This window comes from Pelagibius sp., assembly GCF_028281305.1.
Taxonomy (GTDB): Bacteria; Pseudomonadota; Alphaproteobacteria; order Kiloniellales; family Kiloniellaceae; genus Pelagibius.
The window spans coordinates 89934-111722 of sequence record NZ_JANQKD010000022.1 but is presented as its reverse complement, the minus strand read 5'-3'; the positions used below and the strand labels follow the sequence as shown (position 1 = coordinate 111722).

Genomic DNA, 21789 nt, shown 5'->3' with positions numbered 1-21789 from the left:
AAGCCCGCAAGGCCCCGCTTACCACTCCGCCGGCGTGTAGGAGAGGCCGTAGTCCTCGAAGACCGTCTGCAGGCGCCCGTTCTCGAAGGCAGCCCGCACGGCGTCGCCCACGGCGTAGGCCAGCGGACGGTAACGGTGATTGACGGCAACACCCAACGTCCACTCGCTGGTCGAAAAGCCCAGAAGCGGCGGCATGTGGATGTCCAGATCCGCTGTCAGCCCGTGCTCCAGCTGGGACTTCGGGCCCATTACCGCTTTCACTTCGCCCTGTGCCAGGGCCGCCATGGCCTCTTCCGGTGTCGTATAGCGCCGGACGTTGGCCCGGAGTTGGCCGCCGGCAAAGCTGGAGAGATAGAAGTCGGCAATGGTGTCGTTCTCCACCCCGACGAGATCGAAGCGGAAGTAGGCCGGAACCGGCGGGTCTTCCGGATAGGCATCGCGGCGGAACGCGATGGCGATCTTTTCGTTGAAGTACTGACCGGTCAGCACGACCTGCTCCGTGCGGCAGCTCAGATCGCTGTCGTAGGGTACGTGAATCATCACGTTGCTCACCCGTCCGCCGACGATGGGGCCCTTCCAGACGTAGTTGCGCAGGTCCGCATCGACGTTTTCGCCGGCAGCCACGAAGTTGAAGCGCGGCTCAACCTCCAGGGCCTCGGCGATGATGCGGCCGAGCTCGATGTCGACACCGCGCGGCCGGCCCTTTTCCTCCCAGGAGTAGGGCGCAAAGTCTTCGTAGACCGCGAACTCGATGAAACCGCGCTCCTGGATCTGATCGAGGTCCTGGCCGACGATATCGCGGCTCGCGTTCTGCGGCTTTGGTCCGGGCACAAAGCCTTCGCAGCGGGCTTGGGCGGTTGCGCTTGCGGCCAGCAGGGCCAGCACCGCAGCGCAGAGGCCGGCGGCGGACTTGATCATCTACTGCGCGGCCGAGAGACCGATCGTCAGCGTATCTGCGGCGGTCTTGAAGCTTTCCGCGGAGCCGTCGAGCATGCGGGCGGCGCGGAAGGCGACACTGTCGGCAATCGGCGCGCCGGATCCGGTCTCCACCTCGGAAGCAATCTCGGTCAGCTCCTGCCGCACGGCATCGATGGCACCCGGATCGCTCTTTTCCTCGGCCGCCCAGGTCTGAAGCTGGTCGCGGATCTCCTTCAACCGGCCGCTGAAGGGGTCCAGCGCCCCTTCATCCGGCCGGGTTTCGATATAGGTGCGAATGGCCCAGGCCGCCTTCTGGCCGAGCAGATCTCCGAACGCAGGCATCTTGGTGATGCCGTTCTGCGTGTAGCCGTTGCGGAAGCGCTCCATGTACCACTCGTCGCCGTACTCTTCTGCTTCCAGATAGCGCAGGTCCGGAGCCAGGCCGCCGGAGACCGCGCCGAGACCGTGGCAGCGCGCGCAGTTTTGGTTGTATCCGGAGGCACCGATGTCGATCGCCGCCTGCCAGACCTCTTTCTCGACATCTCGATAGGGGTTCTCGATCAGCCACTCCTCGCCGACATCAGGCAGAGCGTCGGTGTTGACCGGCTGTGGCGCGACGTCGCCGTGCGCGTAAACCATCGTTGCAGCGGCCAGTGTCGACAGGCCGAGAAGGGTCCCCTTGATCCAGCGTCGTGATGGCAAAGATGGCATGTCCATGCTCCCAGAGCTTTCCTGCTTTTGGTGAGTCGTAGCACAGCCCTTGAACCGCTCCATATTGGACTTTCGGTCTAAGTCCACCCCGGATCGCAGACCTACACGGGGTGTTCTAGACAGTCCGGGCGTAAGACCATCGTCTTATTCGAGGCCCGGGGGTCTGCTGGTACCGTTTCAAGAAAAAGGGAGGAAATCGATGCAGAGGCGTTTCCGTTCCGCACTGATTGCGGTCACAGCCTTTGCAGTCCTGGCGACTGTGGCCCCTGCTTCGGGGCAGATCAAGGTAGCGGTCAGGATCGCTTACCTGGAGCAGCAGGTCGACCTGCCGCCCACCTTGTCGAACCTCGATCCTCTGCCGGAGGATCTGGGCCTGGCCGGTGCCGAACTTGGTGTCAAAGACAACGCCACGACCGGAAGCTTTCTCGGCCACGACTACAGCCTGACCGTTGTCACCGTTCCGCCTGGGGAGGACTTTCTTGCTGCGGGCCGGGCCGCCCTGGCGGACAGCAGCTTGCTGGTCGTGAAGGCACCGGCCGAGAGTCTGACCGCCCTGGCCGACCTGCCCGAGGCAGCCGGCGCCCTTGTGTTCAACGCCTCGGCCCAGGACGGCCGCCTGCGCGACGCCGACTGCCGGCCCAACCTGTTTCACACCATCGTCAGCTACGGCATGCGCGCCGATGCTTTGGCGCAGCTCATGAGCAAGAAGCGCTGGAGCGACTGGGCGCTGGTCGAGGGCAGCTACCCCGGCGATACCGCTTTTGCCGAGGCCCTGAGGACTTCGGCGCGGAAATTCGGTCTCTCGATCAGCAGCGAGCGGCAATGGGTGTTCGACGCCGACATGCGCCGCAACGCTGCGCAGGAAGTGCCGCTTTTTACGCAGACGCTGGGCGACCATGATGTCCTGGTGGTGGCCGACGAACTGGGCGACTTCGGCCGGTACATTCTCTACAACACTTGGGAGCCTCGGCCGGTCGCGGGGTCCGAAGGCGTTGCGCCGCGCGCCTGGTCCTCTGTCGTCGAGCAGTGGGGGGCCGCTCAGCTTCAGAACCGCTTCGAAGACATGGCCGAGCGCCGGATGTTCTCCGAAGACTACGCTGCCTGGGCGGCGGTGCGCAGCATCGGCGAGGCCGTGACCCGCACCGGCGTGGCGGAAGCCGACGCTCTGCGCGACTACATTCTGTCCGATGCCTTCGAGCTTGCCGGCTTCAAGGGCCGCCCGATGAGCTTTCGCACCTGGAACGGCCAGCTGCGCCAGCCGGTGCCGCTGGTGCATCCGCGCGCCCTCGTCGCCCTGGCGCCGCTGGAAGGCTTTCTGCACCAGCGCAGTGAACTGGATACCCTCGGCCTCGACGCGCCGGAATCCGCCTGCCGTGCTTTTGGGGAGTGACCGCAATGATGAGAACGATCCTGGCAGCCAGTCTGTTAACTCTCGCCGCGCCTGCCGGCGCTGCTGAAATCTGGGTCAGCAACGAGAAGGACGACACCATCAGCGTCATCGACGTGGAGACGCTGGAAGTCGTGCGTACCATTCCCACCGGGGAGCGCCCGCGCGGGATCACCTTTTCCCAGGACTACAGCCGGCTCTACATCTGCGCTTCCGACAGCGACACGGTGCAGGTGATGGATCCGGAGACCGGCGAGATCCTGCATGACCTGCCGTCTGGGGAGGATCCGGAACAGTTCGTCCTCCATCCCAACGACCGGCACCTCTACATCGCCAACGAAGACGATGCGGTGACCACCGTTGTCGACACCGAAACCCGTAAAGTGATCGCCCAGATCAACGTCGGCATTGAACCGGAAGGCATGGCGGTCTCGCCGGACGGCAAGATCGTCATCACCACCTCCGAGACGACCAACATGGCGCATTGGATCGATACCGAAAGCAAGTCGATCTTCGCCAACACGCTGGTGGACTCGCGCCCGCGCCATGCCGAGTTCATCAAGGAAGGCGGCGAGCTCTGGGTGAGTTCCGAGATCGGCGGCACGATCACTGTCTTCAACGTCGCCGACCAATCGGAGGTCGCGAAGATCCGCTTCGAGGTGCAGGGCGTTCATGAGGATCGCGTGCAGCCGGTCGGCTTCGAGTTCACGGCGGATGAGAAGCGGGCTTTCGTTGCCCTCGGTCCTTCGAACCATGTGGCGGTGGTAAATGCCGAAACCTTTGAGGTGGAGAAGTACATTCTGGTCGGCCGGCGTGTCTGGCACATGGACTTTTCGCCCGACCGCTCGCTGCTGTTCACGACCAACGGTGTCTCCGGCGATGTCACGGTCATCGACGTTGCCGCCCTGGAGCCCATCAAGACCATAAAAGTCGGCCGCTTCCCTTGGGGCGCGGCGGCAAGACCCTGAGGGAGGAAAGCACAATGAGGGGACTTCTGATCGCACTGGCCATGGCCGTTGCACTGCCATCGGCCGCCATCGCGGACCAGCACGGCGGCGAAGAGAACAGGTTCGGCCTGGCGGGACTGCTGTCCGGCTCCAACAAGGCGGACCTGCCGAGCCTGACCCTGGCAGCCGGCGAACCCATCGCGGACGGCCCGCTGATGCTGAAGTCCGGCACCTACTACGAGATCGAGATCGAAGCCGACGGCTCGGCCGAGCTGGCGCTGGCCGGGGCGGAGTTCTTCCGCGCCATCTGGATCGACGAGATCGTCATCGAAGGGCTGGAGATCCGTCCGCTCGGGCTCGACAGCGTGGAATTCGACGAGGCCGGCACCATGGAGATCGGCTTTGTCGCCATCAAGCCCGGGCGCTATGAACTGAAGATCCCCGGGTCGACCGGCGAGAACCAGCGGGTCGACATCATCATCCAGTGATGCCGGAAGCTGACAGCGGGCTGAGGGTTTCCCACGTCAGCTATTCCTATGGCAGCAAGGAGGCGCTGCAGGACGTCAGCTTCTCCGTTGCCCGGCACCGCTTCTGTGCCCTGTTGGGGCCGAACGGGGCCGGCAAGTCGACGCTCTTTGCCCTGCTGACCCGGCTTTTCGTCAGTCCCGAGGGCCGGATCGAGATCGCCGGGATCGATCTGGCCAGGACCCCGCGGGCGGCGCTGGCGCGGATCGGCATTGTCTTTCAGCAGCCGACCCTCGATCTCGAACTGACCGTGCGGCGGAACCTGACTTACTTTGCCGCCCTGCACGGTCTCACCGGGCGCGCCGCCGCCCAGCGGATCGACGCTGCCCTGGAGCGCCTGGATATGCGCGAGCGGGCCGGGGAGCGCGCGCGGGAACTGAACGGCGGCCACCGGCGGCGCACCGAAATCGCGCGCTGCCTGATCCATGACCCTGAGGTCATCCTGCTGGACGAGCCGACGGTGGGCCTGGATGCGGCCAGCCGCCGGGCGATCACCGACTATGTGCATCGGCTCTGCGAAGAGGACGGCCTGACGGTGCTCTGGGCGACCCATCTCGTCGACGAGGTGAAGCCGCAGGACCAGCTTCTCGTTCTGCACCGCGGGCGTATTCTGGCGGAGGGAACCGCCGCCGAGGTCGCTGGAGACAGGCCCCTGGCCGATGCGTTTCTTTCGATGACCGCGGCGGAAGCCTCGTGAACGCCTATATCATCTGCCTCTATGCCATCCTGGAGCGGGAGTCGCTGCGCTTCGTCGGCCAGCGCGGCCGCTTCGTTGCGGCCCTGGTGCGCCCGCTGGTCTGGCTGCTGGTTTTCGCTGCCGGCTTCCGCGCGGCCCTGGGGCTCTCCATCACGCCGCCCTATGAGACCTACATCACCTACGAGGTCTACATCGTGCCCGGGCTCTGCGGCATGATCCAGCTGTTCAACGGCATGCAGAGCTCTCTCAGTCTGGTCTACGACCGGGAAATGGGATCGATGCGTCTGCTGCTGACCAGCCCCATGCCGCGCTGGTGGCTGCTGTTCTGCAAGCTGCTGGCGGGCGTCACCATCTCCATCTTCCAGGTCTACGCCTTTCTCGCCATCGCAGCGGCCTTCGGCATCGTTCTGCCCTGGGCCGGCTACCTGCTGGCGCTGCCGGCCCTTGTGATCAGCGGGCTCACCCTGGGTGCGCTCGGCCTGGCGCTGTCCTCCATCATCCGTCAGTTGGAGAATTTCGCCGGGGTGATGAACTTCGTCATCTTCCCCATGTTTTTTCTGTCGTCGGCGCTCTATCCGCTCTGGCGGATGGCGGAGAGCTCCGTGCTGCTGCGCGACATCTGCGCCGTGAACCCCTTTACCCATGCGGTCGAACTGATCCGCTTTGCCCTCTACGCAGAGGTGAACGGCCCGGCCCTGGGCTGGACGCTGCTCGCGCTGACCGTCTTCATGGCCCTGGCGCTCTGGGGATACGACCCGGCGCGCGGGCTCATCCGACGAAAGGGCTAGGGCAACGCGGTCGCTCTCGCCGCCGGTTCCCGCTATACTGCCTTGCGACGAGAGGAGCAGGCGCCATGAGAAAGCTGCTGCTGGTCGGGTGCCTCTGCCTGCTGCCGGGCCTGGCGCAGGCCGAGGGGGGGACCCTCGATCACGGGACCCACGAGCACGGGACCCTGAATCCCGAGGAAATGTCCCTCAACACCGTTATGCAAAAGGCGCTGCGGGGCGAGGTCGACATGGTGACCTGCGCCCAGGGCTACTTCATCACCAAGTCGGGGCGCCATGCCATGGCGCGGCAGCTCTTCGAGCGCTGTGCCGAAGCGGGCTATACCGGCGCCATGACCTGGATGGCGCAGCTCGACGACAACGGCCTCGGTGCGCCGGAGAACCCGGAGGCCGCGGCCGCCTGGGACCGGCGCGCGGCCGAGACGGGGGACCCGGTGGGGCAGTTCAACTACGGCCTCGATCTGATGCGCGGGCGCGGCGTCGATCAGGATCTGGCCCTCGGCCGCAGCTACGTCGATCAGGCGGCTGCAGCGGGTCTCAAGGTGGCAAAGCGTCTGCAGGATGCGGGCTATGATCTCGACGAGGTCACGCCTGACGCCGACAACTGGAAGTATCAGGTCCTGTTCTGATCCCGGTTTTGGGAACCGGCGCCGTTGCGCGCGTCCACCGCAATCGTGGCCGGCATGCCTTCCAGCCGGACGATGCGGCTGGCCAGGCGCTCGGCCTCCATCTGCGAGTGGGTGACGAAGATCGTCGCGACCGGCCGCGCGGCCAGCAGACGTTCGGTCAGCTCCAGCATTTCCCCGGTCAGGGCCGGGTCAAGCGAGACGAAGGGCTCGTCCATCAGCAGCAGATCCGGTTCCGCCGCGAACGCGCGGGCCAATGCCAAACGCCGTTGCTGGCCAAGCGAGAGCTGGGTCGGAAAACGCTCGCCCATCCCCGCCAGCCCCACCTCAGCCAGCAGGCTGTCCGCCTTTTCGGGCCCGGCGCCGGTGGTCAGGCAGATGTTGTCGCGCGCGCTGCGCCACGGCAGCAGGGTCGGTTCCTGAAAGACCATGGCCAGACGCTCGGGCCGGCGGACGCGGCCGTCGAAGTCCTTGTCGAGGCCGGCGATGATCCGCAGCAGGGTGGTCTTGCCGATGCCGGAAGGCCCGGTCACGGCCAGGGTTTCCGGCGGCTCCAGATCGAAGGCGACCGGTCCCAGCACAGCGGCGCCCGGGTAGTGCTTTTCGGTGATCGCGACGGAGATCATGATCCGGTCACATCCGGCGCCAGCGGGCCGCCCGGGCCTCCCAGGGGCGCAGGACGAAGGTTTCGATCGCCAGCATGACGGCGATGAAGCTGAGCGCATAGACCAGGATCATCCCGACGTCGAAGAGTTGGAAATAGAGGTGGATCTGGAAGCCGACGCCGTTGCCGCGCCCCAGAAACTCGACCACCAGGACGATCTTCCAGATGAGCGATATGCCGGAGCGGCCGGCGGAGGCGAAGAAGGGCGCAAGCTGTGGAACGACAACGTGCCTGAGCCGGGCGCCACGATCCATCCGGAACACCCGCGCCATGTCCTCCAGCGCCGGGTCAAACGCCCGTGCGCCCTCGCGGATCGTCACCACCACCGTCGGAATCTTGTTCAGCGCCACCGCCAGGATCGCGGCGGCCTCGTTCAGCCCGATCCAGAGGTAGCAGAGCACGATGGTGACGAGGGCGGGCAGGTTCAAAAAGAAGATCAGCCAGGGGTCCAGCCAGCGGTCGGCGCGGCGGCTGCGGCCCATGAACATACCGATGGCGCTGCCGATGGACATGGCGACAACAAAGGCCAGCACCACCCGTGCAAGGGTGGCGCCCAGGTGCCGCAGCAACTCGCCGGAGGCCAGTTCTCGAACCGCCAGGGGCGCGACCTGCCAGGGTGCCGGCAGCAACGCGGGATCGCCGCCGGCCAGCGCCAGAAGCGACCAGCCCGCCAGCAGCCCGGCGAGCGAGAGCAAAGGAACCCAGGGGTGCCGGGTGTCAGCTTCCGGCTTCGACAAAGAGCCCATCGGGTAGGTCGCTTGCCAACCCCACAAGATCGCTGCCGCCCAGGCGCGACATCAGCGCCAGCAGGGCCGCCGCCGAGTCCTCGTCAACCGGGCCCGGTGCAGGGATGCCGGCGCGGAAGCCCGCCTTGAGGGCGTCGAACTGGGCGTCGGAGGCGGCTTTCATGCGTGGGCGCAGGCGCTCCCACTCCGCATCGTCTTCGGCGAGCAGGGCCTTGGCGCTGCGCGATGCCGCTGCGAGGCCGGAGACGAGCTGCGGCCTGTCGCGCAGCATCTCACCCTTCACCACGTAGCCGAGCAGCGGGGTTTCCGGGTCGAGCCCCAGGTCTTCCGCCGCCTCGGCCACCGAGATCAGGCGCCGCATGCCCGCGGCCTCCATCTTGGCCATGAAGTGCCAGTAGTTGATGGCCCCGCCCAGTTCGCCGCCGAGCGCGGACTTGAAGATCAGCGGCGGCGCGCCGAAAACCTGCTCCGTCTCCTTTTCCAGGTCGATGCCATGGGCCTGTTCGGCCAGGGCGCGCAGAATGATCCAGCTTTTGTCCAGGGGGCCGCCGGCCACGCCGATCTTCTGGCCCTTGAGATCGACCAGGGTCCGGGCCGGGCTGTCGGCGGGCACCACGATGCCGCCGACGGCCTTGGAGTAGGGAATGAAGACGTAGTCCCTGCCGGCCGCACGCTGGCGGGCCACCCAGATCCAGTCGGAGACGATGACGTCGGCTTCGCCGCCCTGGAAGGCCACCTTGGCGGCCGCCCCACCGGCTACGCCTTCGACCTCCAGCGCAAAGCCGTTTGCCCGGTCGAGGCCATGATGGGTGATCGTGTCCAGTTCCCAGTTGACGGTGCCGAACTTCAGCACCGAGATCCGCAAAGCCGGCATTTCGGCCAGCGCATCGGCGGCGGCGAGGAGCACCGCCAGTGCTGCGGCCAGTACAACCGCCAACGACCGGCTTGGCCCTACGACGGCAAGCCTCATGGCGCTACCTCCCTGGTTTACGACCCCTTTTGTCTCTTAGAGCCACAGACTACAGCTTCCGCGGAAACTTGGAATACGACCAAGGCAGCACATCGTTTTGTTCCGGGTTTTGTTCCGGGTTTTGTTCCGGGTTCTGTTCTGGGCTTTGTGCCGGCCGTTTCGGCTACGACCATGGTGCAATTTTCAAGCCGCAGCCGGCCAAGAGATACTCCAGAGTGCACGGAAGGCCGGCTGCAGCCGGCGACTTCGGAATCGGCCGTGGCGAACGCGGCGAGGGAGGAAAGACATGCATCGGTTCTTGCTTGTAGTGACCGCCGGGGTGCTCGCGTCCGGCCTGGCGCAGGCACAGGTGACGGAAGATGACCTGCAGAACGACCAGGCGGTCACGACGCAGATCGTCACCAACGGCATGGGGCGCCATCTTCAGCGGTACAGCCCGCTGGACATCATCAATACATCCAACGTCAAGAACCTGGTGCCTGCCTGGGCCTTTTCCTTCGGTGGGGAGAAGCAGCGCGGCCAGGAAAGCCAGCCGCTGATCTACGACGGTGTCATGTATGTGACCGGGTCGTATTCCCGGATCTACGCCGTCGACGTCAAGACCGGAGAGGAGATCTGGCAGTACGATGCCCGCCTGCCGGAAGGCATTCTTCCCTGCTGTGACGTGGTCAACCGCGGCGCGGCGATCTATGGCGACAAGGTTTACTTCGGAACGCTGGACGCCCGCATCGTCGCGCTCGACCGCAAGACCGGTGACGTGGTCTGGCGCAAGAAGATCGCCGATTACAAGGCCGGATACTCCTACACCGCCGCGCCGCTGATCGTGGACGGCCTGATCATCACCGGCAATTCGGGCGGCGAGTTCGGTGTCGTCGGCGAGGTCCAGGCCCGCGATGCCGAAACCGGCGACATGGTCTGGACGCGACCGGTCATCGAAGGGCACATGGGCACCTTCAAGGGCGAGGAGTCGACCATGACGGGCACCCTCAATGCGACCTGGCCGGGCGACATGTGGAAGACCGGCGGCGGGGCCACCTGGCTCGGCGGCAGCTACGATGCCGAAACCGACACCCTTGTCTTCGGGACCGGCAACCCGGCGCCCTGGAACAGCCATTTGCGCGATGCGGGCGAACCCAAACCGGACAATTCGGGCGACAACCTCTATGCCGCTTCGCGTCTGGGCATCGACCCTGCCAACGGCGAGATCAAGTGGCACTTTCAGACCACGCCGCGCGAAGGCTGGGACTTCGATGGCGTCAACGAGGTGATTCCCTTCGAAGACGCCAACGGCAACAAGCGTTTCGCTACTGCGGACCGCAACGGCTTCTTCTATGTGCTGAACCGCGAGGACGGCGCCTTCGTCGACGCCTTCCCCTTCGTGAAAGATATCACCTGGGCGGAGGGCATCGACGAGAACGGGCGCCCCATCTTTGCCGAGGACAATCGCCCTGGCGATCCAGCGGCAGCGGCCGATGGCGCGAAGGGCGAGAACGTGTTCTCGATCCCTTCCTTCCTAGGCGGGAAGAACTGGATGCCCATGGCCTACAGCCAGAAGACCGGGCTGTTCTATGTTCCGTCGAACGAGTGGGGCATGGACATCTGGAATGAGCCGATTTCCTACAAGAAGGGCGCGGCCTACCTCGGTGCCGGCTTCACCATCAAGCCGCTGTTCGAGGACTACATCGGATCGTTGAAGGCGATCGATCCCCTGACCGGCGAGGTGAAGTGGGAGTACAAGAACAACGCACCGCTGTGGAGTGGGGTGATGACGACCGCCGGCGGCCTCGTTTTCGCAGGCACGCCGGAGGGTCATCTGAAGGCTTTTAACGACGAGACCGGTGAGGAGCTCTGGTCGTTCCAGACCGGCTCCGGCGTCGTCGGCCAACCGATCACCTGGGAGATGGACGGCGAGCAGTTTGTCGCCGTGGTCTCCGGCTGGGGCGGCGCGGTTCCGCTGTGGGGCGGCGAGGTTGCCAAGAAGGTCAACTATCTCAACCAGGGTGGCCTGGTCTGGGTCTTCAAGGTGCCCAAGCAGCTGGCCTCCTCCAACTGAGGAGCGGGCCTTGGTTAACGGGGGCGCGGCCTTTCGGCTGCGCCCCCTTTGTTTTTCTGTGTGTTCGGGTCTAGGTCTTTAGTCGGGTATCGCACCCCAGCGGCTTGCGTTACCCTTAATTCCAGGAGCAGGTGACGGCGAGCAGCGGGAGCCAAGACCATCATGGCGGCCATGTCGACCACGCAAGCGGAACAGCCAGAGGTCATCAGCCTCGCCACGGCGCTGGTTGTCGATGATCACCCGCTGTTCTGCGAAGCCCTTTCCATGACCCTGAAGTCGGCGATCCGGGTCGGCAAGGTCGTGACGGCGGAGCGGCTGGAAGATGCCATCGCCCTGATCCGTGACGGGCTGGTGCCCGATGTCGTGCTGCTCGATCTCAATCTTCCCGATGTCAACGGGCTCGACGGTCTGGTGCGCCTGAAGACCGCCGCAGCGGCGGTGCCGATCATCGTTGTATCTTCGCTTGCGGAGAACCGCATCGTCGACTCGGCCATTCAGGCTGGCGCCTCCGGCTTCGTGCCAAAGCACAGTCAGCGCGACGTTTTTCTGCGCGCCTTCTCCGAGATCTGGTCCGGCAAGGTCTACCTGCCGGAGGGCTTCGTTCCTATTGAGCGGGACGCGGCCGCGCCGCTTTCTGCCGAGGAAGATGCAATTCAGCGCCTGACCCAGTTGACGCCGCAGCAGGCACGCATTCTTCAGTGCGTCTGTGAGGGAAAGCTAAACAAGCAAATCGCCTTCGATCTTTCGATCGCCGAGACTACGGTGAAAGCCCATGTGACGGCGATTTTGCGAAAACTGGGTGTGCAAAGCCGGACTCAGGCGGTTTTGCTGGCGCAGAACGCGCATTTCGCAAAGCTCTTGCAGGACAACAACAAGGTCACCTAACCTACCCCCAAAGAAGAAACGAAGAACGTTTTCTGGGGAGGTCATATGGACGCACCGGTCCTGCCGTCGGCGGGCGAGACGCTTGTGCCGGGCGTCGTCGTGAAAACCGCCCATGCGCCGGCCCAGCATCCGCGCGAAGCACTGGCAACGCTTGTCCGGGAGATGGGCGACGAGGACCTGAGCCTTGTGGTCCTCTTTGTCTCGCCCAGCGGCGATTTGCCGGCCATTGCAGCGGAGGCAGCGGCGGTCTTCGGCGCCACCCCGGTGATCGGCTGCTCTACGGCCGGGGAGATCTCGCCGCGCGGCTACACGGAGGGCGAGATCGTCGCCGTGGGCTTTCCCAAGAGCCACTTCGTTGCGCTGATTCAGTTCGTTGCCGACCTCAAGGCAATGCTGCGCAAGGATGTGGTCCGCTCCACGGTGAAACTGCGGGGCGAGCTGGCGCGCGTGGCGCCGCAATGGACCTCCGAGTTCGCCTTTCTCATGGTCGACGGTCTTTCCCTGCTGGAGGATCAACTGGTGTCCGCACTCAGCACCGCGCTGGGGCCGACGCCGCTGTTCGGCGGCTCTGCCGGTGACGGCCTGGACTTCAAGCAGACCTTCGTGATTCACGAGGGCCGGGTCCATCGCGACGCCGCCGTTCTGGCACTGATCCGCACGGACTGCGCCATCAAGGTCTTCAACTTCGATCACCTGACGCCGACCGAGCGCAAGATGGTGGTCACCGAGGCGGACCCGGAGCGCCGTGTCGTGCGGGAGATCAACGGTGAACCGGCGGCACGCGAGTATGCCCGGCTCCTCGGCATGGACCCCGAGCAGCTCTCGCCCTTTATCTTCGCCGCCCATCCCGTGGTGGTGAAGGTCGGCGGCAAGCATCACGTGCGGGCGATCCAGAAGGTCGAGCCCAATGGCGATCTGACGTTCTTTTCCGCGATCGACGAGGGCCTGGTGCTGACGCTTGCCGATCCGCGGGACATCGCCCGCGACCTGGATGCCGCGCTCGGCGATCTCGCGCTGCGCAGCCGCCCCCAGGCGATCATTGCCTGCGACTGCATCCTGAGGCGCGTGGAGGCGGAGCAGAAACAGGCCATCCGGGCGCTCTCCGGCATCCTCTCGGCCAACAAGGTGGTCGGCTTCAGCACCTACGGCGAACAGCTCAACTCGGTCCATGTCAACCAGACCATGACAGGAATCGCCATCTACGCGCCGCCCGGTGGGAAGAAGGCGCCGTGACCGCACCCTTCATCGATCCTGCCGACAGCCTGGAACAGCAGAACAGGAAGCTGTTGAAGATCACCTCGGTCCTGATGCGGCGGGTCGAGCAGGCAATCGATGACAGCGGCGCAGCCTATGCCCACTTCCAGCGTGCCCTGATGCTGGAAGAGGAGGTTCAGGCAAGGACCTGGGATCTTGAACAGACCCTGGGGTTGCTCAACCAGTCGAACGCCGAGCTTTCGCGCGCCAACCGTGCGGCGGAGCGCGCCCGCCGCGACCTGTCGAACGCACTCGAGGCGGTGCAGGAAGGCTTTGCTCTGTTCAACGCAGGCGATGTGATGGTGATGTGCAACAGCCGCTTCGGTATGCACATGCCGGACATCCGTGCCCAGCTCGCGCCCGGGCTGACGTTTCAGCGCTACGTGCAGCTTGTCAGCCAGAGCGCCCATCTGGCCCTGCCGGAGGGCGAGACCGCCGAAAGCTGGGCGGAGAAACGCAAGCAGAAGCACAAGGAAAACCACGTAAACTTCAACGTCAGGATCACCGGCGACCGCTGGGTACAGGTCAGCGAGCACCGCACGCCGGACCAGGGGACGGCGATCCTGCAGACCGACGTAACGGACATGATCCGCCTGGAGCGCCAGGAGCGCGAGAAGCTACTGGATGATCAGGCCCGTCTTATCCGCGCCACGCTGGAGCACATCAACCAGGGTATCTGCATCTTTGACGGCCAGCACCGCCTCGTCGGCTGGAACCGGCGCCTGGCGGCCCTTCTCAACCCGCCGATGCATCTGCTGCGGGTGGGCACCAGCTTCGACCGCCTGCTTGAGCATTTCGGCCGCGACCTGACCTTCGCGAAGGGGCAGTCCCTGCGCAAGGTGCGCGACTGGGTGCACCAGCAAGGCAGCCGGTCGCCGCTGTCGCTGGAGGTAACGCGGCAGGAGAAGACGCATCTGGATGTCTTCGGCCAGGAGATGCCCGACAAGGGTTTCGTCATCAGCTTTACCGACGTGACCGGCGAGCGCGAGGCCATTGCGGCCCTCTCCGCGGTGAACGAAACGCTGGAGCAGCGGGTTCTCGACCGGACCCTGGCGCTGAAGGACGCGCTGGAGGTGGCGGAGCGCGCCAACGCCTCGAAGTCGCGTTTCGTCGCCGCCGCAAGCCATGACCTGCTGCAGCCGCTGTCGGCGGCCAAGCTGTTCCTATCCTCCCTTGCCAACATGGACCTCGACGAAGAGCCGCTCGTCGTGACCCAGCGGATCGAGAGCGCGCTGAACAGCGTCGAGTCGATCCTGGCGGCCCTGCTGGATATCTCCAAGCTGGATTCCGGCCAGGCCTCGGTGGAGCTTTCCACCTTCCCGATGAACCAGGTCCTGGCCCCGCTGCGCGACGAGTTTCAGCCGCTGGCCCGCAAGAAGGGTCTCGATCTGCGGGTGGTCGGCTGCGATGCGGTGGTGAAGAGCGATCCCTCCTATCTGCGCCGGGTCCTGCAGAATCTGATCGCCAATGCGATCCGATACACGGTCTTCGGCAAGGTGCTGGTCGGCGCGCGCCGTCAGGGCAATGACCTCAGGGTCGAGGTCTGGGACACGGGGCCCGGCATTCCCGAGGACAAGCGGGAGACGATCTTCAAGGAATTCCAGCGCCTGGAACCGGCCGGCCACGCCGGGGAGGGCGTGGGCCTGGGGCTGGCCATCGTGGAGCGGGCCTGCGCCCTGCTGGATCACCCTCTGCAGATGCACTCGCAGCTTGGCGCGGGGACCGGATTCACGGTGACACTGCCCAGAAGCTACGGTCCCGCGCGATCGGAAGCGGCGCAGACGCCGGAGGCGTCGGGCGAACAGGCCGGCGCCCATGTCATCGCGCTGGTGATCGAGAACGACAAGGACGTGCGCTGGGCGATGGCGACCCTGCTGGAAACCTGGGGTGTCAGCGTCTTCGATGTCCGCGATCAGGCCGAGGCACTGGCGCTCCTGAGGGAGGTCGGCGTGGCGCCGGACATTCTGCTCGTCGACTACCAGTTGGATCGCGGGGAGAGCGGGCTCGATGCAATCGACGCGTTGCGTGCCGAGTTCGGCAAGCTGCCGGCCGCTCTCATAACTGCCAACCGCTCCGAAGAGCTGCGCAGGAGCTGTGACACAAAAGGGATCGGCTACCTCAACAAGCCGATCAAACCGGCCGAACTGCGCCAGCTTCTTCAGGCGCTTGGTTCGCCCCCGGTCCCGGGGCTCCGCGGCGATCCGGGGCAGGACGCGGCCGAGTAGGCGCCGGCTCCAAGGCTCTCAACCCAGGGCTCCTGTGCCCTCCAAACCGATTTGATCTCGCTCATTCCCAGCAACGCCGGGCCGTGCGATGAAACGGGTACAGCCTGTGGACCACCCAAGAGGAGTGACAGCTTTGGATCGTGCCGCCGCCGAACCTGTCGATCGATCCATCGTGATCCCTGCCGAGAGCCTCGATACCCTGATCGGAGCTCTGCGGGACGGGGGTTATCAGGTCTGGGGCGCGCAGGAACGCGACGGCGCCCTGGGGCTCGCGCCCCTCGCCGCGGCAGCGGATCTGCCGCGCGGGCGAGTCGAGGCCGCGGAGGCCGGCACGGTGCGGCTGACGGACGGGCCGCGCCCGGCGTACTTCGATCACACCCTGCCGATGCAGGGCCTGAAGCGCATGGTCTATCCGGCGCGCGAGCGCCTCTATGCCGCGGGGCAGGCAATGTCCCTGGAGGAAGACCCGGTCGAGGCGCCGCCCATCGCGGTGCTGGGCGTGCGCCCTTGCGATCTGGCCGCGCTCGACACCCTCACTGCCGTCTTCGAATCCGGTCCCTTCGTGGACGACCGCTTCCGGCAAAGGCGCGCAGCATTGTTCCTGGTGGCCGTGAACTGCATGCGGCCCGCCGCGACCTGCTTCTGCGCCTCCATGAACACAGGCCCGCGGGCCGAAGGCGGCTTTGACCTCGTCCTCGACGAAGTGATGGAGGGCGACCGCCATGTCTTCGTCGTCGCCTCCGGCTCCGCGCGGGGCCGGGCCGTTCTCGACGCCTTGGCGGGCGAGGAGGCGGGGCAGGCGGACCGTGAGGCCGCGCGCGCAGGCTCGCAGGCCTGCGCCGAGGCGCAGCGGCGGCATATGCCCGATGGGGTCGCGGCGCTGCTGAAGCAGAGCTACGACGATCCGCATTGGGCCAACGTGGCGGAGCGTTGCCTGAGCTGTGCGAACTGTACGCTGGTCTGCCCGACCTGCTTCTGCTCCACCGTCGAGGACCGATCCTCCCTCGATGGTGCCGAGGCTGAGCGCTGGCGGCGCTGGGACAGTTGCTTCGGGCTCGACTTCAGCTATCTGCACGGCGGAGCCGTGCGCACGGAAACCGCTTCGCGCTATCGCCAGTGGATGACCCACAAGCTGTCGCACTGGCATGACCAGTTCGGCATGTCCGGCTGCGTGGGCTGCGGGCGCTGCATCGGTTGGTGTCCGGTGGGGATCGACATCACGGCGGAGGCGCAGGCTCTGGCGGCATCGGAACAGGCCGCCTGAGCATATCGGAGGACCCCCCAATGGCCGAAAGCAAGATCCACTCCATAGCCGAGATTCTCGCGGCCCATCCCTGTTTTGCCGGTCTTGACCCGGCGATCACCGATCTTCTGGGAGGCTGCGCGTCGAACGTCCACTTCGCGAACGGGCGCTATCTCTTTAAGGCCGAGGAGGCGGCCGACACCTTTTACCTGCTGCGGGGCGGGGATGTCGCGCTGGAACTGCGGATGCCGGGGCGCGGCCGGCTGACGGTGCAGACGCTTCACCCTGGCCAGGTGGTCGGTGCCTCCTGGATTCTGCCACCCTATCGCTGGCGTTTCGATGCGCGTGCCGTGGGCGATGTCCGGGCCACGGGCATTGACGCGGCCTGCCTGCGCGGGAAGTGCGACGACGACCCGTCGATGGGCTATCAGGTGATGCAGCGCTTCCTGCCGATTGTGGCCGAGCGCCTGCAGACGACACGGCTGCGGCTGATCGATCTCTATGCACCGCCGGCGGAGGTGGGGAACGCCCTATGAGTGATGTCCAGACCCTGGACCGCCCGCAGGCAGCGCAGAGCGGCGGCATGCTGCCCAGCATCTACGAGGTGCGCAGGCGGCGCCGGGAGCTTGCCGACTGCGTTACCCTGGAGATGGCGCCGCTCGAAGGCGCCCCGCTCTCTTTCGCGCCCGGCCAGTTCACTATGCTCTATGTGCATGGTGTGGGCGAAATCGCCGTCAGCATTTCCGGCAATCCGGGCAACGGCGAGGCCCTGGTGCAGACGGTGCGTTCCGTGGGTGCGGTCTCCAAGGCCGTCTGCGGCCTGGCGGAGGGCGCGCGGCTGGGGGTGCGCGGGCCTTTGGGCGTTCCCTGGCCTGTCGAGCAGGCCCTCGGCAAACATCTGATGGTGGTGGCCGGCGGACTGGGCCTGGCACCGACGCGCCCCATCATCTACTGGGCGCTTGCCAATCGCGACCGCCTGAAGAGCATCTCCATTGTCTATGGCACGCGGTCCCCGGACCAGATCCTCTATGCGCCGCAGCTTCTGGGCTGGTCCAACACGGAGGGCCTGCAGGTCGGCATCACCGTCGACCGTGCGGGTGAGGACTGGACCGGCCGCGTCGGCGTGGTCACCGAGCTGATCGCCCCGATGCTGCATGATCCTGCGGAAACCGTCGCCATGCTTTGCGGGCCGGAGATCATGATGCGTTTTGCTGCCGACGCGCTGGCAGACGCCGGGGTCTCCCAGGACGACGTCTATCTGTCGCTGGAGCGCAACATGAAATGCGGCATCGGATGGTGCGGTCATTGCCAGTTGGGGCCGCACCTGCTGTGCCGCGACGGGCCGGTCTTTGCCTATCCGGCGGTGCGGGACCTTATGACGGTGTGGGAGCTCTAGCGATGAAACCCAGACTGGCGGTTTGGAAGTTCTCGAGCTGCGACGGCTGCCAGCTCACGCTGCTCGACTGCGAGGACGAGTTGCTCGACATCGCCGAGGCCGTGGAGATCGCCTATTTCCTGGAGGCAACGCGCACAACCCGGGCCGGCCCCTACGATGTGTCGCTGGTCGAAGGCTCGATCTCGACAGCCGACGAAATGGAGCGCATCCAGCAGATCCGCCGGGACAGCCGTATCCTCATCACCATCGGCGCCTGCGCGACTGCCGGCGGCATCCAGGCGCTGCGCAACAGCCGCGATCACGACGCACTGCGCGCCTCGGTCTATCCTAGTCCGCAGTTCATCGAGGCGCTGGCCACCTCGACCCCGATTGCCGATCACGTTACGGTCGACTTCGAGCTGCGGGGCTGCCCCATCGACAAGGGCCAGCTTCTCGAAGCTATCACGGCCCTACTGAAGGGCCGCAAGCCGGCGATCCCGGATTACAGCCAGTGCACCGAGTGCAAGCTGGCGGGGACGGCCTGCGTCATGGTCACCAAGGGCATTCCCTGTCTGGGTCCGGTCACCCAGGGTGGCTGCGGCAACCTCTGCCCCCAGGTGGGCCGCGGCTGCTACGGCTGCTTTGGCCCCAAGGAGAACGCCAACACCGGGGCGCTGGTGGCTGAAATGGCTGCCCTGGGCGCCGACCGGCGCACCATCCGCGACCTCTTCGGTGGCTTCACCGCCAGTGCCCCGGCCTTTGCAGCGGAAAGAGAACGCCATGACGGATAAGGCAGCCGACGGCACAAGGACGATCCAGGTGGAGGCCCTGGCTCGCGTGGAGGGGGAGGGGCGCTTCAAGGTCCGTGTCGAAGGCGGCAAGGTGGTGCGCTCCGAGTTCAGCATCTTCGAGCCGCCGCGCTACTTCGAGGGGCTGCTGCGTGGGCGTTCCTTTGAGGATGCCCCGGACGTAACCTCGCGGATCTGCGGAATCTGCCCCATCGCCTACATCATGGGGGCGAGCAAGGCCATGGAGGATGCGCTCGGCTGGGAGATCCCGCAGCCGATCGCCGATCTGCGCCGGCTGATCTACTGCGGCGAGTGGATCCAGAGCCATGTGCTGCACACCCACCTGCTGCATGCGCCGGATTTTCTAGGCCTGCAGGATTCCATGGAACTGGCGCAGTCCAACCGCAGCCTGGTCGAGAACGGCCTGCAGGCGAAGAAGGCCGGCAACCGCCTGATGGAGGTGATCGGCGGGCGCAGTGTTCATCCGGTCAACACCCGAGTCGGCGGCTTCTACCGTGCCCCGGAGCAAGAGGCGATCCACGGCTTGGTGCCGGAACTTGAGGCCGCCGAGGCGATGTCCATCGCCGCGCTCGATGCCTTTTCCGGCTTCGATTTTCCCGACCTGGAGGTCGACTATCTTTTCGTCGCGCTTCGGCACATCAGCGATTACCCCATCACCGAGGGGCGGATCGTCTCTTCGGAAGGCCTCGATATTGGCGTCGCCGACTTCCCTGATCACTTCGAAGAGCATCAGGTCGCCCACTCCAATGCCCTGCAGGGGGCGACCATCGATGGCCGGCCCTATCTTGTCGGGCCGCTCGCCCGCTTCAATCTCAATGCCGACCGCCTGCCGCCCGATATCCTGGCGCTGGCCGAGCGGGCGGGCCTGGCGCCGGGTTGCCGCAACCCTTTCAAGAGCCTGCTGGCACGCCAGGTCGAGACGATCTATGCCTTTCGCGAGGCGGCGCGTCTGGCCAAGGCCTACCAGCCGCCGGAGCCGAGCTTCGTCGAGGCGCCGCTGCGGGCCGGGACCGGCCATGGCATCACCGAAGCGCCGCGCGGCATCTGCTATCACCGTTATGAGGTCGCCGAAGACGGCGCCATCGTGTCCGCCACAATCGTGCCGCCGACTTCGCAAAACCAACGCCAGATCGAGCTGGATCTGATCGGCACGGTGGAGCGCTTTCACAATCTGGACGATGACGACCTACAGTGGCGCTGCGAGCAGACGATCCGCAACTACGATCCCTGCATCTCCTGCGCGACCCACTTCCTGAAGCTGGATGTCGAGCGCGGCTGACCGCGGTGCCTCCGCGGGACTGCTGATCGGCCTCGGCCATGCCGAGCGGCAGGACGACGGGGTCGGCCCCTTCGTGGCGAGGGAGCTTCAGCACCGCGGGCTTCCCGCCGTCGTGCACAGCGGCGACGGTACGGCGCTCTTGGATCTCTGGGACGGGCAAGCGGTCTGCGTGGTGGTGGATGCGATGACCGCTCCCGGTGCGGAACCTGGCGCACTCCGGGTTTTCACGGATTTTGAAGATCCCGGGTTTCAGCGGGCCGGCTTCGTGCACTCGACCCATCGTCTCGGCCTGCCCGAAGCGGTGGCCCTGGGCCGCACGCTGGGGCGGCTTCCAGGGCGCCTTGTCGTCATCGGCATTGCGGGAACGGCTTTTGGCTTCGGGCCGGCTCTGTCATCGCCGGTCAGGGCCGCGGCTGAAAGCCTGATCGGTCGGATTGCTGAGGGCGGCTTTTCTTTCGGCCATGGCCTGCGATAGTCGGATCACCGTCCGGTTTGCCTTGCCGTGGCCGCAGTGACGCGCCTGGGCAGGGTTACTCCTCTCCCGGCAGCGTCAGGCCGGCGTTGCGGGCGTAGACCTTGGCGACGGCTGAGTCGTCCTGCTGCCCCAGTCCCATGCCGACGGCGACCATGTATTGCTGAAGCGCCGCGGCGGTGATGGGAGCGCTGAAGCCGGCGCTGCGCGCGGTGTCCAACACGATGCCGAGGTCTTTAGGCCAGATGTTGACCTGGCTCAGCGCGGTGTAGTCCCCGGCCACGATGTGGGGCGCGCGGTTCTCCAGCATCCAGGACGTACCGGCGCATTTGCTGATGACCTCAACGAACTTGGCAGGCGCGATGCCCTGGGTCATGCCGAGGGTCAGCGCTTCGGCCATGGTGGCGATGTGAACCCCGGCCAAGAGCTGGTTGACCGCCTTCATCGCCGAGCCGGCGCCTGCGGCCGCGCCGAGTTCAAACACGGTTTCGGAGACGGCATCCAGCACGGGTCGTGCGGCCGCAAAAGCTTCGGGACTGCCCGAGGCCATGATGGTCAGTGCGCCGTCAGCGGCCTTGACAGCCCCACCTGAGATCGGCGCGTCGAGATAGAACACCCCATGCTCGCGACAGCGCGCTTCCATATCGCGGGCGAAGCCGGGCGCAACAGTGGCGCAGGCCAGCACGACGGCGCCGGCCTGCAATTGCGGCACGATTCCACTCTCGCCGAACAGAACGGCTTCGGTCTGCTCGGCGTTCAACACCACGACGACCGCTGCTTGGAGGGATCCGGCCGCCTCTGCCAGGGATCCCTTTGTCCCACCAACTTCGCGAAACCGCTCGGTCCGGCCGCGGTCGACGTCGGCGCCGAGTGTGCGAAACCCTGCCCGCAGGCAGGATTGGGCCATGCCGAAACCCATGGAACCCAGGCCGATGACCGCGACCTCTTGGTCAGACATGCTCATTTTCCCTCTACGCCGGTCGTCTGCGACGAAATTGCCCGCCACTACGACATCATCCTGTCAACCTCTGTCGGCGGTCGCCGCGTCGGCTGCTGTGCCATGTTTTGTGGCACATTTCCACCGGACCGCGAAAGCCATGTGAAGACGAGCCTTAGTATTTCTGCATAGAGCTTAAGGCAGACTACTGATCCTCTGGACTCGTTCTGACTGACAGCAGTAGCGCGACTTCGCCTGCTGGGCGAAACCGCACAGTGCTT

22 protein-coding genes are annotated in these 21789 nt (G+C 65.7%); 16 read left to right on the top strand and 6 right to left on the bottom strand.

Translation table 11 applies throughout. The features are described from left to right. Nucleotides 1-18: 18 nt before the first annotated feature. Together Q0982_RS05865 and pedF are read right to left on the bottom strand one after the other, a co-directional pair. Nucleotides 19-918 (bottom strand): ABC transporter substrate-binding protein, encoded by a 900-nt coding sequence (locus tag Q0982_RS05865; RefSeq protein WP_299392843.1) that lies wholly within the window; start codon nt 916-918, stop codon nt 19-21. Continuing rightward, nucleotides 919-1629: a cytochrome c-550 PedF gene (pedF, locus tag Q0982_RS05860; protein WP_299392841.1), complete on the bottom strand. Its 711-nt coding sequence runs from the start codon at nt 1627-1629 to the stop codon at nt 919-921. It lies immediately after the preceding gene. A gap of 199 nt (nt 1630-1828) precedes the next feature. Here pedF and Q0982_RS05855 point away from each other — a divergent pair, with 199 nt between their 5' ends. The 6 genes from Q0982_RS05855 (at nt 1829) to Q0982_RS05830 (ending at nt 6599) form a co-directional block, all read left to right on the top strand. Next, nucleotides 1829-3019, top strand: a complete 1191-nt coding sequence (locus tag Q0982_RS05855) for an ABC transporter substrate-binding protein (RefSeq protein ID WP_299392839.1) — start codon at nt 1829-1831, stop codon at nt 3017-3019. Nucleotides 3020-3024: 5 nt separating this feature from the next. Next, nucleotides 3025-3984, top strand: coding sequence for a YVTN family beta-propeller repeat protein (locus tag Q0982_RS05850; protein ID WP_322096960.1), 960 nt, complete (start codon nt 3025-3027; stop codon nt 3982-3984). A gap of 14 nt (nt 3985-3998) precedes the next feature. Then, nucleotides 3999-4451, top strand: coding sequence for a hypothetical protein (locus Q0982_RS05845; RefSeq protein WP_299392837.1), 453 nt, complete (start codon nt 3999-4001; stop codon nt 4449-4451). Beyond that, complete coding sequence (locus Q0982_RS05840) at nt 4451-5185, top strand: ABC transporter ATP-binding protein (protein WP_299392835.1); 735 nt, start codon at nt 4451-4453, stop codon at nt 5183-5185. The genes Q0982_RS05845 and Q0982_RS05840 overlap by 1 nt, the downstream gene beginning before the upstream one ends. Then, nucleotides 5182-5973 (top strand): ABC transporter permease, encoded by a 792-nt coding sequence (locus Q0982_RS05835; RefSeq protein WP_299392833.1) that lies wholly within the window; start codon nt 5182-5184, stop codon nt 5971-5973. The genes Q0982_RS05840 and Q0982_RS05835 overlap by 4 nt, the downstream gene beginning before the upstream one ends. A gap of 65 nt (nt 5974-6038) precedes the next feature. Further along, the gene (locus Q0982_RS05830; RefSeq protein ID WP_299392830.1) at nt 6039-6599 is read left to right on the top strand and encodes a sel1 repeat family protein; all 561 of its coding nucleotides are present in this window, start codon (nt 6039-6041) and stop codon (nt 6597-6599) included. Here the strand turns inward: Q0982_RS05830 and Q0982_RS05825 are convergent. The 3 genes from Q0982_RS05825 to Q0982_RS05815 are packed head-to-tail and all read right to left on the bottom strand — an operon-like array spanning nt 6584 to nt 8976. Then, complete coding sequence (locus tag Q0982_RS05825; protein WP_299392827.1) at nt 6584-7222, bottom strand: ATP-binding cassette domain-containing protein; 639 nt, start codon at nt 7220-7222, stop codon at nt 6584-6586. The genes Q0982_RS05830 and Q0982_RS05825 overlap by 16 nt on opposite strands. A gap of 7 nt (nt 7223-7229) precedes the next feature. Then, on the bottom strand, nt 7230-8006 hold the full coding sequence (locus Q0982_RS05820) for an ABC transporter permease (protein ID WP_299392825.1): 777 nt from the start codon (nt 8004-8006) through the stop codon (nt 7230-7232). Next, complete coding sequence (locus Q0982_RS05815; RefSeq protein ID WP_299392824.1) at nt 7978-8976, bottom strand: ABC transporter substrate-binding protein; 999 nt, start codon at nt 8974-8976, stop codon at nt 7978-7980. Before Q0982_RS05815 ends, Q0982_RS05820 begins: the two co-directional genes overlap by 29 nt. 286 nt (nt 8977-9262) lie before the next feature. Between Q0982_RS05815 and Q0982_RS05810 the strand changes: the two genes are divergently transcribed. The 10 genes from Q0982_RS05810 to Q0982_RS05765 all read left to right on the top strand — a co-directional run bounded on the left by Q0982_RS05810 (nt 9263) and on the right by Q0982_RS05765 (nt 20574). Further along, a complete protein-coding gene (locus Q0982_RS05810; protein ID WP_299392821.1) occupies nt 9263-11029 on the top strand; it encodes a PQQ-dependent methanol/ethanol family dehydrogenase in 1767 nt (588 codons plus the stop codon). 162 nt (nt 11030-11191) lie between these two features. Then, the gene (locus tag Q0982_RS05805) at nt 11192-11914 is read left to right on the top strand and encodes a response regulator transcription factor (RefSeq protein ID WP_299392819.1); all 723 of its coding nucleotides are present in this window, start codon (nt 11192-11194) and stop codon (nt 11912-11914) included. Nucleotides 11915-11959: 45 nt separating this feature from the next. After that, entirely contained in the window at nt 11960-13147 is a 1188-nt protein-coding gene (locus tag Q0982_RS05800; RefSeq protein ID WP_299392817.1) for an FIST N-terminal domain-containing protein, read from the top strand. Then, nucleotides 13144-15393, top strand: a complete 2250-nt coding sequence (locus Q0982_RS05795) for a PAS-domain containing protein (RefSeq protein ID WP_299392815.1) — start codon at nt 13144-13146, stop codon at nt 15391-15393. Before Q0982_RS05800 ends, Q0982_RS05795 begins: the two co-directional genes overlap by 4 nt. Nucleotides 15394-15526: 133 nt before the next feature. Further along, the gene (locus Q0982_RS05790) at nt 15527-16657 is read left to right on the top strand and encodes a 4Fe-4S dicluster domain-containing protein (RefSeq protein WP_299392812.1); all 1131 of its coding nucleotides are present in this window, start codon (nt 15527-15529) and stop codon (nt 16655-16657) included. 20 nt (nt 16658-16677) lie between these two features. Next, nucleotides 16678-17172, top strand: a complete 495-nt coding sequence (locus tag Q0982_RS05785; RefSeq protein ID WP_299392810.1) for a Crp/Fnr family transcriptional regulator — start codon at nt 16678-16680, stop codon at nt 17170-17172. Continuing rightward, on the top strand, nt 17169-18032 hold the full coding sequence (locus tag Q0982_RS05780; RefSeq protein ID WP_299392808.1) for an FAD/NAD(P)-binding protein: 864 nt from the start codon (nt 17169-17171) through the stop codon (nt 18030-18032). Before Q0982_RS05785 ends, Q0982_RS05780 begins: the two co-directional genes overlap by 4 nt. A gap of 2 nt (nt 18033-18034) precedes the next feature. Next, on the top strand, nt 18035-18802 hold the full coding sequence (locus Q0982_RS05775; RefSeq protein ID WP_299392805.1) for an oxidoreductase: 768 nt from the start codon (nt 18035-18037) through the stop codon (nt 18800-18802). After that, complete coding sequence (locus Q0982_RS05770; protein WP_299392803.1) at nt 18792-20099, top strand: Ni/Fe hydrogenase subunit alpha; 1308 nt, start codon at nt 18792-18794, stop codon at nt 20097-20099. Before Q0982_RS05775 ends, Q0982_RS05770 begins: the two co-directional genes overlap by 11 nt. Next, on the top strand, nt 20083-20574 hold the full coding sequence (locus Q0982_RS05765) for a hydrogenase maturation protease (RefSeq protein WP_299392801.1): 492 nt from the start codon (nt 20083-20085) through the stop codon (nt 20572-20574). The genes Q0982_RS05770 and Q0982_RS05765 overlap by 17 nt, the downstream gene beginning before the upstream one ends. A 55-nt stretch (nt 20575-20629) precedes the next feature. On the opposite strand, the gene ltnD is transcribed toward Q0982_RS05765, so the two are convergent. Continuing rightward, nucleotides 20630-21529, bottom strand: coding sequence for an L-threonate dehydrogenase (gene ltnD, locus Q0982_RS05760; protein ID WP_299392799.1), 900 nt, complete (start codon nt 21527-21529; stop codon nt 20630-20632). Nucleotides 21530-21789: the final 260 nt, after the last annotated feature.

Bases quoted from the DNA above. Each gene is read 5' to 3' on its own strand.
- Q0982_RS05805 (WP_299392819.1), top strand. From the start codon at position 11,192: ATGGCGGCCATGTCGACCACGCAAGCGGAACAGCCAGAGGTCATCAGC.
- Q0982_RS05810 (WP_299392821.1), top strand. From the start codon at position 9,263: ATGCATCGGTTCTTGCTTGTAGTGACCGCCGGGGTGCTCGCGTCCGGC.
- pedF (WP_299392841.1), bottom strand. From the start codon at position 1,629: ATGCCATCTTTGCCATCACGACGCTGGATCAAGGGGACCCTTCTCGGC.
- Q0982_RS05820 (WP_299392825.1), bottom strand. From the start codon at position 8,006: ATGGGCTCTTTGTCGAAGCCGGAAGCTGACACCCGGCACCCCTGGGTT.
- Q0982_RS05815 (WP_299392824.1), bottom strand. From the start codon at position 8,976: ATGAGGCTTGCCGTCGTAGGGCCAAGCCGGTCGTTGGCGGTTGTACTG.
- Q0982_RS05840 (WP_299392835.1), top strand. From the start codon at position 4,451: ATGCCGGAAGCTGACAGCGGGCTGAGGGTTTCCCACGTCAGCTATTCC.
- Q0982_RS05830 (WP_299392830.1), top strand. From the start codon at position 6,039: ATGAGAAAGCTGCTGCTGGTCGGGTGCCTCTGCCTGCTGCCGGGCCTG.
- Q0982_RS05865 (WP_299392843.1), bottom strand. From the start codon at position 918: ATGATCAAGTCCGCCGCCGGCCTCTGCGCTGCGGTGCTGGCCCTGCTG.
- Q0982_RS05780 (WP_299392808.1), top strand. From the start codon at position 17,169: ATGAGTGATGTCCAGACCCTGGACCGCCCGCAGGCAGCGCAGAGCGGC.
- Q0982_RS05765 (WP_299392801.1), top strand. From the start codon at position 20,083: ATGTCGAGCGCGGCTGACCGCGGTGCCTCCGCGGGACTGCTGATCGGC.
- Q0982_RS05855 (WP_299392839.1), top strand. From the start codon at position 1,829: ATGCAGAGGCGTTTCCGTTCCGCACTGATTGCGGTCACAGCCTTTGCA.
- Q0982_RS05825 (WP_299392827.1), bottom strand. From the start codon at position 7,222: ATGATCTCCGTCGCGATCACCGAAAAGCACTACCCGGGCGCCGCTGTG.
- ltnD (WP_299392799.1), bottom strand. From the start codon at position 21,529: ATGTCTGACCAAGAGGTCGCGGTCATCGGCCTGGGTTCCATGGGTTTC.
- Q0982_RS05850 (WP_322096960.1), top strand. From the start codon at position 3,025: ATGATGAGAACGATCCTGGCAGCCAGTCTGTTAACTCTCGCCGCGCCT.
- Q0982_RS05775 (WP_299392805.1), top strand. From the start codon at position 18,035: ATGAAACCCAGACTGGCGGTTTGGAAGTTCTCGAGCTGCGACGGCTGC.
- Q0982_RS05845 (WP_299392837.1), top strand. From the start codon at position 3,999: ATGAGGGGACTTCTGATCGCACTGGCCATGGCCGTTGCACTGCCATCG.
- Q0982_RS05770 (WP_299392803.1), top strand. From the start codon at position 18,792: ATGACGGATAAGGCAGCCGACGGCACAAGGACGATCCAGGTGGAGGCC.
- Q0982_RS05785 (WP_299392810.1), top strand. From the start codon at position 16,678: ATGGCCGAAAGCAAGATCCACTCCATAGCCGAGATTCTCGCGGCCCAT.
- Q0982_RS05800 (WP_299392817.1), top strand. From the start codon at position 11,960: ATGGACGCACCGGTCCTGCCGTCGGCGGGCGAGACGCTTGTGCCGGGC.